Annotated in this window: 17 protein-coding genes; 13 read left to right on the top strand and 4 right to left on the bottom strand. The window is 59.5% G+C overall.

All coding sequences use genetic code 11. From position 1 onward, the window contains the following. Positions 1-5: 5 nt before the first annotated feature. From AB4Y32_RS15900 to AB4Y32_RS15885, 4 genes are all read left to right on the top strand, one after another. Positions 6-818 carry a hypothetical protein gene (locus AB4Y32_RS15900; protein ID WP_368722240.1) on the top strand — a complete coding sequence of 271 codons (813 nt, stop codon included), beginning with the start codon at positions 6-8 and terminating at the stop codon, positions 816-818. A gap of 89 nt (positions 819-907) precedes the next feature. Further along, positions 908-2,608 carry a hypothetical protein gene (locus AB4Y32_RS15895; RefSeq protein ID WP_368722239.1) on the top strand — a complete coding sequence of 567 codons (1,701 nt, stop codon included), beginning with the start codon at positions 908-910 and terminating at the stop codon, positions 2,606-2,608. Continuing rightward, positions 2,609-2,857, top strand: a complete 249-nt coding sequence (locus tag AB4Y32_RS15890) for a hypothetical protein (protein WP_368722238.1) — start codon at positions 2,609-2,611, stop codon at positions 2,855-2,857. It begins immediately after the preceding gene. A 291-nt stretch (positions 2,858-3,148) separates the two neighbouring features. Next, the gene (locus tag AB4Y32_RS15885) at positions 3,149-4,939 is read left to right on the top strand and encodes a hypothetical protein (protein ID WP_368722237.1); all 1,791 of its coding nucleotides are present in this window, start codon (positions 3,149-3,151) and stop codon (positions 4,937-4,939) included. Positions 4,940-4,957: 18 nt separating this feature from the next. Here the strand turns inward: AB4Y32_RS15885 and AB4Y32_RS15880 are convergent, their stop codons facing one another. The 3 genes from AB4Y32_RS15880 to AB4Y32_RS15870 all read right to left on the bottom strand — a co-directional run bounded on the left by AB4Y32_RS15880 (position 4,958) and on the right by AB4Y32_RS15870 (position 6,926). Beyond that, positions 4,958-5,515 (bottom strand): hypothetical protein, encoded by a 558-nt coding sequence (locus AB4Y32_RS15880; protein WP_368722236.1) that lies wholly within the window; start codon positions 5,513-5,515, stop codon positions 4,958-4,960. Between the two features lie 290 nt (positions 5,516-5,805). Next, positions 5,806-6,624 carry a hypothetical protein gene (locus tag AB4Y32_RS15875; protein ID WP_368722235.1) on the bottom strand — a complete coding sequence of 273 codons (819 nt, stop codon included), beginning with the start codon at positions 6,622-6,624 and terminating at the stop codon, positions 5,806-5,808. An 8-nt stretch (positions 6,625-6,632) separates the two neighbouring features. Further along, entirely contained in the window at positions 6,633-6,926 is a 294-nt protein-coding gene (locus AB4Y32_RS15870) for an XRE family transcriptional regulator (RefSeq protein ID WP_368722234.1), read from the bottom strand. 181 nt (positions 6,927-7,107) lie between these two features. Here AB4Y32_RS15870 and AB4Y32_RS15865 point away from each other — a divergent pair, with 181 nt between their 5' ends. The 9 genes from AB4Y32_RS15865 (at position 7,108) to AB4Y32_RS15825 (ending at position 11,932) form a co-directional block, all read left to right on the top strand. Beyond that, on the top strand, positions 7,108-7,431 hold the full coding sequence (locus tag AB4Y32_RS15865; protein ID WP_368722233.1) for a hypothetical protein: 324 nt from the start codon (positions 7,108-7,110) through the stop codon (positions 7,429-7,431). Between the two features lie 68 nt (positions 7,432-7,499). Next, positions 7,500-7,946, top strand: coding sequence for a glycoside hydrolase family protein (locus AB4Y32_RS15860; protein WP_368722232.1), 447 nt, complete (start codon positions 7,500-7,502; stop codon positions 7,944-7,946). 72 nt (positions 7,947-8,018) lie between these two features. After that, positions 8,019-8,516 carry a hypothetical protein gene (locus tag AB4Y32_RS15855; RefSeq protein WP_368722231.1) on the top strand — a complete coding sequence of 166 codons (498 nt, stop codon included), beginning with the start codon at positions 8,019-8,021 and terminating at the stop codon, positions 8,514-8,516. Position 8,517: 1 nt separating this feature from the next. Further along, complete coding sequence (locus tag AB4Y32_RS15850) at positions 8,518-8,916, top strand: hypothetical protein (RefSeq protein ID WP_368722230.1); 399 nt, start codon at positions 8,518-8,520, stop codon at positions 8,914-8,916. Positions 8,917-8,920: 4 nt separating this feature from the next. Beyond that, on the top strand, positions 8,921-10,213 hold the full coding sequence (locus AB4Y32_RS15845) for a GDSL-type esterase/lipase family protein (protein ID WP_368722229.1): 1,293 nt from the start codon (positions 8,921-8,923) through the stop codon (positions 10,211-10,213). Between the two features lie 44 nt (positions 10,214-10,257). After that, a complete protein-coding gene (locus tag AB4Y32_RS15840) occupies positions 10,258-10,461 on the top strand; it encodes a hypothetical protein (protein WP_368722228.1) in 204 nt (67 codons plus the stop codon). Between the two features lie 30 nt (positions 10,462-10,491). Next, complete coding sequence (locus tag AB4Y32_RS15835; RefSeq protein WP_368722227.1) at positions 10,492-10,950, top strand: hypothetical protein; 459 nt, start codon at positions 10,492-10,494, stop codon at positions 10,948-10,950. Beyond that, a complete protein-coding gene (locus AB4Y32_RS15830) occupies positions 10,950-11,204 on the top strand; it encodes a hypothetical protein (RefSeq protein ID WP_368722226.1) in 255 nt (84 codons plus the stop codon). The genes AB4Y32_RS15835 and AB4Y32_RS15830 overlap by 1 nt, the downstream gene beginning before the upstream one ends. Continuing rightward, the gene (locus AB4Y32_RS15825) at positions 11,189-11,932 is read left to right on the top strand and encodes a lipase family protein (protein WP_368722225.1); all 744 of its coding nucleotides are present in this window, start codon (positions 11,189-11,191) and stop codon (positions 11,930-11,932) included. The genes AB4Y32_RS15830 and AB4Y32_RS15825 overlap by 16 nt, the downstream gene beginning before the upstream one ends. Positions 11,933-12,040: 108 nt before the next feature. Here AB4Y32_RS15825 and AB4Y32_RS15820 read toward each other — a convergent pair whose 3' ends face one another. Beyond that, positions 12,041-13,126, bottom strand: a complete 1,086-nt coding sequence (locus tag AB4Y32_RS15820) for an ATP-dependent DNA ligase (RefSeq protein ID WP_368722224.1) — start codon at positions 13,124-13,126, stop codon at positions 12,041-12,043. Between the last annotated feature and the right edge of the window lie 114 nt (positions 13,127-13,240).

Raw genomic sequence — 13,240 nt, 5'->3', positions numbered from 1 at the left:
ATCAAATGCGCAAAATTTTAATTGCGGCCACGCTGGCGTTGGTTTCGTGCGTAACGCACGCGCAGTTTCTGCCGGGCCAAATTCTGACCGCAGCCGCCTTAAATAACGCATTCGCTGCGAAAACGGACAATGCCGCAGCCGCCATTACAGGCGGAACGATAACCGGACTATCGTCACCGGTTCCCATGGCGAGCGGCGGCACAGGCGCGGCGACGGCGAGCGCGGCGCTCTCGAATCTCGGCGCGATGCCGATCGCGGGCGGCAATTTCACGGGCGCTGCCGGTATCAGCTTCGACCAGAATAACGCAACCCGATTCACTGTCAGCAATCAGTCGTCAGGCACGTCCGCGCTCACAGGTATTGACTTCGAGTCCTTCGGCGGTAGCTGGAAGATCGACGTTCCGCAGAGCGTGACATTCGTCAATCCGCTCATATTCAAGTTCGGAACGACGGAGGTGGCCCGTCTTTCGCCTACGGGAGCGGCGCTCCAGGTTACTGGCGGCGCATCATTCACCGTTCGCCCCACCTTCAACGGCGCCATTCCGTGGGATAGCGCGAACTTCACTCCGCCTCTGACTGGCACTTCGGGAAGCATCGGCGGCAGCGCACTCGCAGCCGGTGCATGTTCCTCTGGCACAGTGTCTATCGCCGGCTCAACTACCGGCATGGCGGTAGCCATTGCGCCGGCAACCTATCTCGGCGATGGCATCTTCTGGCACGGCTACGTCTCGACTGGCGGGACTGTCACGGTCAAGGTGTGCGCATCTGCGAGTGCCACGCCGACTGCATCGACATACAACGTCCGCGTCATCCCGTAATCCACCGCACACCCCGCATCCAGCCGCCCTCGGGCGGCTTTCCCATTTCTACGGCCCGCACTCGCGGGCTTTTTCATTTCTGAGACGACATGACTGATCGCGTCACTACGTGGGCGGGCGCTATCCCGCAAGAACTGGATGTCATGCGCAACGGCAAGTACGCGATGATCGGCATCGCAAAGCTCGCCGCAGCCATGTTTGGCACATCGACGGTCGTCAATGGTCTGTCGTGCGTGCCGACGACGCCCGCAGGGCTGACCGTCAACGTGAATCCGGGCGAGATCTACTCGCTGATCAACATTGACAGCTCGCCGCAATCGTCGCTCGCTGCTGATACGGCGCACCAGATCATGAAGAGCGGCATCTCGCTCGACGTGGTGAACCTCTCGTGCCCCGCACCGGCAACGGGCGGCCAGTCGATCAACTACTTGGTCCAGGCGGCGTATCAGGACAGCGATACAGATAACGTCGCTCTGCCTTACTACAATGCCTCGAATCCCACGCAGGCATGGATCGGCCCGAACAACTCGGGCACTGCTCAGGCAACGACGCGCAAGGGCATCGTTGTGCTGTCGGCGAAGGCCGGCACCGCGGCGACGACCGGATCGCAGGTGACTCCGGCAGCCGATTCTGGTTACACAGGCCTGTGGGTGGTCACGGTCGCGAACGGCCAGTCGACCATCACCGCTGGCAACATCGTCCAGGCGACGAACGCGCCGATCCTCCCGTCGTCCCTGCTCGCGTCGATCCAGAACGGCAACCTGTCGTATGCAGTAGCAACCGGCACAGCCAACGCTCACGTCGTCGCCCTGACGCCCGCTCTCACGTCGCGCGTCGATGGCATGGTGATCCGCTACAAGGCGCCTGCTGCGAACAATGCTGCGCTGACGCTCAATGATGGCATCGGTACGGTTGCAGTGGTCGGTGGTGCTCACGCGGCCCTACAAGGCGGCGAAACGATCCAGAACGGCGACGTCTGGGTCCAGTGGAACAGCTCGATCGGCGGCGGCTCGTACATCATGCTCGACTCGAGCGGTGGCGCCCTCCAAGTCTCCCCCGCCACGCAGAGCCAGCATGCTATGCAGTTGGGGCAGGCGACGGGGCGGTTGTTGCGTGTTACTCGGTATCGCAATAATGCGGGCACTCTTCAGTCGTCGATAAACGGTGGCGCGTATGCAACGGCCTCTTCGACGTTCACGGCGCAGACGCTAACCACATCTGTCTATGTTGAGGTATTGGGGGGCGGAGCGAGCGGCGGCGGCGCTCAAGCGACAACGAGCGCTCAATATGCGGCAGGTAGCGGTGGCGGTGGCGGTGGTGGTGCGCGCAAATATCTCACCAGCGGTTTCAATGGGTCAACTGTCACGGTCGGTGCGGGCGGCGCAGCTGCAAGCCCAGGGGTCGCAGGGAATGCTGGCGGGTCGTCTTCGTTTGGCGCGTCAGTTTCTGCAACGGGCGGCTCAGGCGGCGCACTAGGAGTGGCGAATACGGGTGGCGGCGGCTCCAGCGGACAGGCTGGCGCGGGTATAGGATCGGGAGGCGATAGTAATCTTCAAGGTAGCCCTGGCGGCCCTGCTTTTTATAATACAGGCTCTGTATCTAGCGGAGCGGGTGGGGCTAGTGCCTTCGGCGGCGGCGGCGCACCGTTTGTATCCGGGACGAGTTCCGGCAACAGCGCATCCTCGCCTGGCTCTGGGGGCTCTGGGGGCTCAAGTGGGCCATCGAATGGGACTGGAGCGGCGAGCGGCGCTGGCGTGGGCGGCGAAATCACCGTTTGGGAGTATGCGTAAATGAAAACCTATGCGCGGATCCAGCAAGGCATCGTCGCCGAGATAATCCCACCCATGCAGTATGACGCGGATAATCCGGCTGGCATCGCGTTGGCGTGGAAACTTGGCGACGAAGTACCGATCGAGCGACGTTACACGCCAGATCTGGTCTCAACAATGGTCGACATCACCAGCGTTAGCCCGCAGCCTCAGCAAGGATGGTCATACGACGGAAAGGTGTTCACAGCGCCCTCAACGAAGACCGTGTAAATACATGGCCTTCATCGTCAGGTAAAACAGGGCCGCCAGCACGATCGCAATCAGCAGCGGAAACAGGCTATCAAACAGTTTGCTTACTCGGGTTCGCATTCAATCTACCCTCCAGGTGTGCGTGGCGAACATGATCGCGAACATCAGAACAGCCAGCACGGGCATCACCAGAAGCGGCAGGATGTTCACGAACAATCTGCGTAATCTGTTGCTCATGGTCAGTTCCTGTAATCGCAGGTAAGACATTGTAGCCGATGGCTTACAATCCCTCCTTCAAGATCAGGGGGAGCGATGGAAGTCGCGGAACAGTCTTTGGCGTCACAAAAATCCACGGGCCAGACTTTGGAGTCACAAAAATCACTGTGGCATCATGCCAAGGAGGTGTGGGGATGGCTGGCGATCGGTTGCGTAGGAAGTTTCGAGTTGGCGAGCGTCCTGTTGACGGGTTGGCCTCGAGGGCTGATCCCGAACTTCAGCCTTCCATACACCTATCGGGGAGACGGTCTAGCCATTCTGTGGCTGATACGTCGAACCATGGAAGGTTGGGTTTTCGATAACCCGCGCAGCGGCTTCCCTTTCGGTTCAAATTTTTTGGATTACCCCGGATCGGACGCCGCTAACTTTGCGCTTTTCAAGTTGCTTGGCTGGCTGACGCACAGTCCGTTCGCCGCGTTTGATCTGTTTCTGTTGCTCAGTTTCCCGGCTGTATTCGCGGTGACAATGGTCGCATTCCGGTCATTCGGATTGCGGGATTGCTGGAGTTTCGTCGGGGCCATGCTGTTCACATTCGCGCCCTTTCACTTTGCGCGATTTTTCATGGGGCACGACCTGTATCTCTGGTACATGTGCGTGCCGTTGTTCGTCCACTACGGGCGAAACCTGTTCATGTATGGGCAGAGCCATGCCGATCTGTCCCGGCCTCGCAATTTGCTGTCGGCTGTATGCGGTGTGGTCATCGTCAGTTGCTTCGGTGTCTACTATGCGTTCTTTGGCCTTATCGTCGTGTGCATCAGCGGCGCTGTTGGCGCATTCAGGACAAAGCGCTGGCGTCCCATCTGGAACGCGATACTGTTGTCTCTAGCTGTGGGCGTCGTCGTGATCACGAATCTCGCGCCCAACATCGTGTATCGCGCGCATGAAGGCGCAAACCCGGAAGTAGCGGCGCGCCTCGCGTGGGAGTCGGAGTGGTATTCGCTGAAAACGATACATTTGCTACTTCCGCAACCCGAGCACCGCATCACCGCGCTTGGTGAATTCACGCGCAACTACGACTCAACTTTTCCGCTTTCAAACACGAATTCATCGCTCGGCATCATCGGCGTTATGGGCTTTGTCGCGCTGCTGATTTCTGCTGTCGCTGCACTCGCGGGCAAGCGCGTCTCGCCGAACTTCGGCTTTGCCTCGATCATCACGCTGTCAATCTTGCTGGTCTCGACGGTCGGTGGATTCAACGTCATTTTCGCGCTGCTCGTCTCTCCCTTGATACGGGGATGGGATCGCATCAGCATCTTCATCAACTGCACCGCGCTGCTCGCAGCGATGTTTCTGCTTCAGCGTTTCACCGGTTCGATGAGGCGGCATGCGCTAGCTATCACGTCTGCTCTCGTGCTGACCATCGGGATACTTGATCAGACTCCGAAATCGTTCCGAGGCTTGACCGATTATGCGTTCGCGAAAGCTACTGTCGACCGCGCGTTCATTCGCCAGATAGAGGCGACGATGCCGGCCGGCGCGGCGGTCTACGATCTACCGTATATCGCTTTCCCCGAGTCGGCGCCACTCAATCGTCTTGAAGTGTATGAGCTTGGCACAGGGTTCATAAACTCCGACCATCTGCGATGGAGTTTCGGTGGTATGGCCGGACGCCAGGGCGATCGGTTCTTCCGTGAGCTATCGAAGCATCCGATTCAGGATCAACTGTCGGAAGTGCGCCGCCTCGGATTCTCTGGGATCTACATCGACCGTCGAGGCTTCGCCGATAACGGCACCGAGGTAGAGAAGGAACTGGCCCAAGCGCTCGGTCATGGTCCTGCGCTGGTCCGAAGCGACGGAGTGGCATCCTTCTTTGACATCAGGAAGTAGCCACCCTTCTCGGATCATTCAGAACGTATAGTTCAGCGAGATCATATGCACCCCATTGATGCCGCTCGGCACCCACTGACCGCCGCCTACGCGCGATGACGTTCCGCTGTTCGATCCATCGACCGGCGCGCGCAGGTAGTTGTAACGCAGACTGAATGGGCCTTTGCTGATCGACGCGCCGATGAGCCAACCGAACTGCGTGCGCGGCTGGCGACTGAATTGCTCCTGGCTCCCCGCCGGCCCGAAGCCGCCATCAGATAGCGCCGTCGCAGTGGCCGACCATGTCGAGCGAAAGAGCGACGGCCCAGCTTCGACGCCTAGCGACCAACCGCTTCCAATGTCCCAATATGGCTCGATGGTCAGGGCAATTGCCTGAATGCCGCCAGTCGACTCAAAGTTGCGAAAGGTACCGCAGTTGTTGCCGTTGCACTTCTGCGTGGCGACGTTGTAACCCGAGGTTCCTTGTGGGTTCGGATCTTCCGCGTCCGTCGAACTCCAGCGCACTTTGCCGAAGTTGTAGTAATCGAGGTGCAAATGAACCCCCGGCGTCCAATGATCCGGCTTGAGAACGTTCATCTGGATACCAATCCGCCCGCCATATGAGCCGTTCGGCGTATCGTGCGAGAAGCCACGCTGGTAGTACATGTCATCGCCAAGTCGCTCGGCGAATGTGACGCCAGCCCCAGCTTCGAACTGGAACCACGATTCGGCGTGCGCTGCTGCGGCGGCGCAACCAAGCGACATCGCGACAGCCGCAGCGCGCCAGCGTGAGCCGACTTTGCGATTGGCGCGCGCTACTGCGACAGGTTTGCGTGACGCCCGGCGAACACGCGACGATTGAACCACCCGATTTTGCGTATGCATTTTTATTCTCCGAGCGCAGCTTTCACGATCGGCACGAGTGCTTCGGCCTGACGCTGTGCTTTGAAGCTGAGCAGATATTCATCCGGCAAAAAGCAGTTCCACATGTGCGTCTTCCAGTCTTGGAGATTCAGAATCTCCTGGTACTGGTGGATGACAGGAACGTTGTAGCCGATCGCGATGTTGTTCATCGTCGCGACGTAATTTTCCAAATGCGGATGATCGCCGTCGCAGACCGGGTTCGGCTCCTCAAAAACTGGAACCTTGCCAGCGTTTCGAGCATCCTGAATCCACTGAATCAGCGCATCCGTATAGGGCGCAAGCGACTGGCTAAGATCGTCGTTGATCGCATGATTCAGCAGCACTATCTGCGCCTTGGATGACGCAATTCTTTGCGCGAACGGCGGCCCTCCTCCGTCCATGCCGACCATCATGTTGACCAGCGTGCTCGCCCTTCCGCCCGATGCTCGATTAACAATCGTCACGCCTGGAAACTGCGCGCGCAGAATCTTCTGCGAGACGTTCGGCTCCGAGTTCTGCGTGATGGTCGCCATGCCGTAGTTCATGGCGGTCAAGCCCATCATGCTGTCGTCGCCGTAGACGTCGATCTGGACAGTCCTGGGCGGTACGGGATCGCTCGCAACAACTGGCGCGGAAGCCTCAACAGGCCCCGACGCAACCGCCTCCGAAGCAACAGGCACTGATGCTGCTGGTGAAGATGCAGCAACCGGAGCTGATGCCTCAGAGGCCGGTGCAGCGATGACGACGGGCTTGGCTACTGGCTGCGCGGTTGGTTGATCGTTGCCGCCGCCACAAGCCGCCAAACAGGCGGTCAGTCCTGCGATCGCAAATCTTCTCCATCCGCCGATAGATCGACCGACGCGCCCACCTTCCGTACGCGGGCCAAGACCCGCTCGAAATCTTCTGGGGTGAGCACCAGTCGAGCCATTGCGAAGAACAGCATGTGCAGACCCATGTCCCGCTTGTTGGCCTTGTCCGTCGACAGATACCGACGCCACTGACGCCCGTTTGCAAGTCCGAACAGTTCGGCCATCTCGCCGCTGCTCTTGCCCAGCTCGTTCTTCAGCCGTTCCAGGTCTTCTGGGCTTGGCGGCTCGTAATTCATTGGCGGTTCCAGTTGCGCAGAGGCGCGCACGAAGAGAGTTCTTCATTTGATGTCGTTCCTTGTCGGAGTGTCGAACCACACGATATGCGCGGCTCATTGAGGCGAAGTATGTACCCGTCGGGTACGCCTGTCAACAACAATTTCACACGACCATTCCGGGGCAATTTTGGAAGCCGAAAAGATGATCTCAATGCCCGAAGACGACTTCAGAAGGAACGTCGTCGATCGCCTCAACGCCCAGGATGCAGCAATCAAGGAAAACACAGACCTGACGAAGAGCATTGCTGCCGATACGTCATTCATGCGCGAAGCATGGAAAGACGGCATTGCGACGGTGCGGTTTTTCTGTCGGCTCGCTGCGGCGTGGCGGTTTCTGTTGAGGCAGGTTGTGGTGCCGGTTGGCCTGCCGCTGCTGTTCATCTATGCGCTGATCTACTACGCCAATCACGGGACCGTACCGAACGTGGTCGCTGAGTTCTACAAGCTGATCAAGATCCTTCTCTAGTCTTATCCCTCGCCACACCGATAGAAGGTATAGCCCGCCGCGCGCGGGTTTTTTATTGGGCGCTCGCAATGGACCTCCAACTTCTCGAAGCAGAACTGCGGCGCGATGAAGGCGTGCGTCGCTGGCCTTATCGCGACACGAAGGGCATTCAAACGACGGGCGTCGGTCGCAACCTGCAAGCGAAGCCTTTGCCGTCGAGCTGGGCCTATCCGCTATCGGATGCGCAGATTCAGCAACTACTCGATGGCGACGTTGCGGACACATTCGCCGTCCTCGATCGCAATCTTCCGTGGTGGCGATCGCTTGATGAGGTTCGCCAGCGCGTCGTCGCGAATATGGCGTTCAACCTCGGCATCGGCAAGTTGCTCGGCTTTAAGAACACGCTTGCGGCCATGCAGCGCGGGTCATACGCAGTTGCGGCTGCTGGCATGAAGGCAAGCGACTGGTACGGACAAGTAGGTCAGCGCGCCGTGCGCCTCTGCAAGGCGATGGAAACGGGCGCGATGCCGAGCTAGCAGCCAAACAGTTAAACCCGGTTTACCACTCTCACGCATACCGCCTTCGGGCGGTTTTTTCATTTCTGAGCCATGACCGACGTCACCCAAGTTCACGAAGAGAAGTTGACCCTAAGCGTCGATGTGGAAATCCCTGGCCATGAGGCGCGCACGGAAACATCCCTCTTCCGCCACACGAAGGCGCAATTGCTTGACCGCGAAGGGCATCGTTGCTGGATTTGCGGCCGCACGCCAGAAGAGACTGGCAAGCCCGCTCAGGTACACCACCATCCTGTAGAGCGCTCGCTGGCCAACGCGATCGACTTCAAACTCGTGCAGCGCGACTGCGAAGCCGGCATGTACGGGCCGGACGCGCAGACGTTCGACTGGAAAGCGTTCTTCTCACATGGCGACGTCTACGCCTTCGTCGATAACGCCCTAGCTAACGGTCGCGTTCTGTGCCCGGACCATCACATCGGAAAGGATGCGGGAATCCACATGCTCCCGTATCCACTGCACCTAGCCCAAAGGTACATCCGCGAGGGCTACCAGTTCACGCCGTCGCAGGTCATCCATCACGATCAGGTGTGACATGACCGACACCGCCACTTTCATTATTAACCAAGGCGACTCGTGGGTACAGCAACTCATCCTGCAGAACGATGACGGCTCCCTGATGAACCTGACGGGCTGCCAGGTGCACATGCAGGTTCGCGCCTTTGTGGGTAGTCCTGTTGTCCTGCTCGACCTCTCAACTGCGTCCGGATCGATCACGCTCAACGGTGCAGCAGCGCAGATCAACTGGAATGTGCCCGGTACACAGACGGCAACCTTCCAGCCTCAGCCCGGCGTTACTCCCCTGTCGCAGATGAACCCCGGCACCGCGCCGTGGGGCTACTACGACCTCCGCATCCAGTTCCCCTCCGGAGAAATCGTCACGTATCTCTCCGGGCAGATTCTGCTGCAGCTCGGCATAACCATTCCTTTCTGACCTTATGACGATCATTCAGACGAGCACTCCTGGGCCTCAAGGCGCGCAGGGGGCGCAAGGTATTCAGGGCGTCGCCGGCGCGAACGGAGCAAACGGTGCCACTGGCCCGCAGGGCGTCCCCGGTGTCGGCGCGAAATGGCAGACCGGCACAAGCCACGTCGGCCTGACCGCGACCCGCTGCAAGGCTCCGACCAACGGCACGGTATCGAATACAAGTTTCATGTCGCGCTCGATTCACAAGGCGCGCGGTGCGATGACGCGTATCAAGGTCGGATTCCCGAACTGGTATGTGTCGGCGGCGAACGGTGGCAACTCATTTGCCTATGCTGGCGAGGTTGCAGCGGGTGGTCCCGCAACGATCACTGCGACCGTCGAATACCCGCTTGGCACTATTGCCGGCCGCCTGACGTTCAGTGCGTCAAACACTGGCACGGCAGCCGATTTCTCGACGCTCGAATCCGACTGGCTGACGGTCTCGATTCCTGACGGCGCGACCTTCGCAATCCGCGAGTGGAGAAACTATGCATCGACCGGCTCTGTCGTGTTCAGCAACATCGTTGCACTCGACGCGACGGATGGTGATTGTTTCACCTACGGCGCCACGGCTCAGACTGATGCGACGGGAACGGGCGGAACATTTGCTGGTGGTGATGGATCATCCCACGCGCGACCGGCCTATATCGTCAGCGACACCACGTTGCCGAGCTATGCGCTGATCGGTGATAGCCGCGGCGAAGGATATGGAGATACCGGAAACGGCAATCTCGACATCGGCTGGCTCGCTCGATCTGTTGGCCCGACCCGCGCATACACGAACCTCTCCAAGTACGGAGAACTGACGGACTCGGCGGCGAAGACAGGTTTTAACCATCGCGCGTCGATCATCCGCAAGTACTGCACGCACATCGTCAGCGAGTATGGCATCAACGACATCTACGCTAACTCGCAAGGCGCGGACACAGTACTGAACCTGCTCGATATGATTCAGGCGAAGTTTCCGGACAAGTACTTCTACCAGACGACGATGATGGGCGAAACGGGCTCGACTGATAGCTGGGCCACGACGACCAACCAAACTCCCGTCGATGCGACGAAGGACAAACAGCGCCAGCAGGTGAATAACTATCTGCGCGCGGGCCTGTTCAAGTTTGACGAATTCTTTGATGCGGCGCTCGGCGTTGAGACTGGGAAGAACACGAACCTCTGGAAGGCACCCGGTTACACGACAGACGGGCTGCATCCAAGTGCAACAGGCTACGCCGCAATCGCATCGGGCGGCTACATCGTCGTTCCCTGATTGAACCAAGACCCGCCGCGCGCGGGTTTTCTTTTGGAGCACACATGAACTCAGCATTGAACACTGGCGGTATCGCCATCAGCACGGCCACGCTTATGCCCGCAGTCGAATGGGCGCTCGGCTTGATCTCGCACGCACCAGTCCCGGCTAGCGTCTCGTCGCTCGTTGCCGGCCTGATCGCCGCGGGCGCCCACGCTGCCATAAACTACATCGCCGCACGCGCGAACAAGCAAGCCCCCGCCGCTTAATCCCCGTCTCAACTCCCGGATTCCCTCACCATGAAACGAATCGCCGTAGTCCTGGCGGGCGTAGCCGCGCTCGCTCTTTCCGCTTGCTCGGGTCTGCAAGTCAAGCCCGTCTCGATCCCCGTCATACCGCCGGCCCAACTCGCGGCGCAGTTCTGCCCGATCGTCAAGGCAGACATCGAAATCCTGAAGGCGTCCGTCCTCCTCTCGCAAGCCCAGAAGGACAAGTTGGCGGAAGTCGCGCCGATCAACGATGCAGTTTGCTCGGCGGCAGCGACGGTCGATCTCACCGACCTGCAGAAGTTCAACTCGACGCTCTTCCCCGCAGTGACGGCCATCGTTGCAGCGGTGCCCGCCATCCCGAATCAGCCCGCAATCCTGCTTGCACTCCAGCTCGCACAGCCGGTGCTGAATCAGGTTGTGGCGGATGCGATTGCGGCGTCGAAGGCTAGCGCTGCAACGGCTGCTGCGCCTGTGGCAGCGAGCCAGTGATGCAGGGCCGTCGCGTCTACGACAAGGCTCCGCATGAGTTGGAGCCGGGCGATTACGGGCGCTGGGACGCCGACAAGGGCAACTGGTATGCGTGCGTGCCAGATGGAAAGCTCGCCAACCTCACTGCCCATGCAGTTGTTGAGCATGAGGATGGATCGATAACGGTTAGCCCGTCGATCCTCGTCACGCAGTCGGGTGAATCGCCGCCAGAATGGCATGGCTTTCTGGAGCGCGGCGCGTGGAGGTCGGTGTGATCGACTTCCATGCTCTCGCTCTGGCCGCAAAACGGGCGAACTCCGCATACGTCGAGAACGATGACGAGAGCAAAGCGGCGTTCGAAGCGCTTGGCGATATATGGGTCGCGCAGTTCCAGGACGATTCACGGCAAGCGTGTCTGTCCGTCGACCCGGGCGGCGCTGCATGGCTGTCTATCAGCGGCACCCGGGCGAGTCAGGGCCAACTGCTCGACATCTACCGCGACACGCAACTCGAGCCCGTAGCCGTCAAAGGTGGAACTGTCACCCGGGGCGTCTGCGACGGCATGGATCACGTGTTCGATTGGGCGCTCTCGACGGCTCCGGCTGGCACGGTGCTGAACGTATGCGGGCACTCCCTTGGCGCGGCCCGGGCGGCCCTGTCGTTGGCCTACCTGCCTGCCGATCAGGTCGGCGCTCTATACTCGTTCGCCCAGCCTAAATTCCTCGCGGCAGACTTCTACAAGACCTACGCCGCCGAATTGTCGCGCATGACATGCATCGTCTCGGGGCGCGACGGCTGGTGTTCGTGGCCGTGGTTCGACAAGCGCTGGCAGTCTCGACCGCCAATCCAGCATATCTGGCTCAAAGACGATCGCGGCACGTTTGCCATGATCGACGGCAACAAGTGGCCGGGTGGCTGGAATTTTGGTGATCACGACATGGGCGAGTATCAGGTCCGCATCGAAAAGATCGCGGCGATGTCGGACGTCAAGCCCGCCGCTTAACAGTACCTGCCTTGTATTCGCGAAATACAAGTTTTATTCGATGTTTCTGGCGCCGGTCGACTTCGGTCGTCTGGCGCCACACCCCTCAATCGCTGGCATTGCCACGCGTCACTTCCTTCGCCATCCCAAAGCCTCCGGCCTGCTATACCCCGGATTCTTCACCTTGATCCAGTTGTGCGTCCTGCCTCGCAGGTAGGCTGAATCCTTCCGCTTGCACACCATTCCCTCGAAGTCATGAAGTAACACCTGTTCGAACACGAGCTCGCCGACCGTCTCGACGTCCGTCACATAGACCATCGTCGGTGTGTCGTCGAACGCATCGCGTAGCCGTTCCTTCCGCTCGGTTAGCGCGAGCCCGCGCATGTCTTCCTTGCCATCCATGAGCATATCGAAGACGTAGAGCCGTGCGGGGCATTTTCTCACCGCTGCCGGGACGCTTCTCGGCGATACGGTTCGCGCCCTCTGTTGCAGGCTGGCGAAGCATTCTCTACCGCGCGCACTGCCTACGGCGAGTTCGGCATCCAAGACGCAATCGCCCGATACCTCGGCGACAGCCTCGACGATCTCAGGAAACGACCCGTTGAAAAACTTGCCCTCGCGGCTGATCAGATCGACCTGAGCGCCATGTTTTCTGACGAGGCAGCGGAAGCCGTCGTACTTCCATTCGTAGATCCAGTCTCGGCTGGAGAATGGGCGCTTCTGGAGCGTGGTGTGCATCAGGTCGGATGATTCGATCATCTCTTCTGGCGAGCATTCAGCACGCCTTCGTCGTCGCTCCCGATGGCGCGCGCGTAGAAAGCACACCCTGTGTCCGGAAACGGATGCATGATCACCCGTCCATCGCGCAGGCATGCGATTGTGCTCGGGCGAGGATGTTCGATCTCCCACCACTCGCAATTCCAACATGAGCGGCCTTCGATTGGATCTTGAAACAGCCCCATCACCGGAGTCCTGTACGAATATACAGGTGTAGTCTAGCGCGATTTGGGTCCGGTTCGGATTCGTCAGTCGGATATTTTTGCGGAAATGACCAAGATTTGCGGAAATCGCGTAATCCGTCAAACCGTTGCGTGATGTGGCTTTGGAGCCTGTTTGATATGACGGATCACCGGATGAGGAGTCCGGCATCGCTCCAGCCAGAGCTAGATCCGTCATGCGATGCATTATCGGCTCGCGGTGCAGTTGCGTCATCATGCAAGTCAGCAAGAGACTCTTGCCAGATGCGTCAAAATGCGAGCAGCCAATCCACCCTCGAAGACAGGCCGCGCTCGCACATCCGTTAATATGTCGGACGCACCCGCGCCTTTA

The organism is Paraburkholderia phymatum (assembly GCF_040965635.1).
Classification (GTDB): Bacteria; Pseudomonadota; Gammaproteobacteria; order Burkholderiales; family Burkholderiaceae; genus Paraburkholderia; species Paraburkholderia phymatum_B.
The sequence above is the reverse complement of the archived record's forward strand: the minus strand, read 5'-3'. Positions and strand labels throughout refer to the sequence as shown.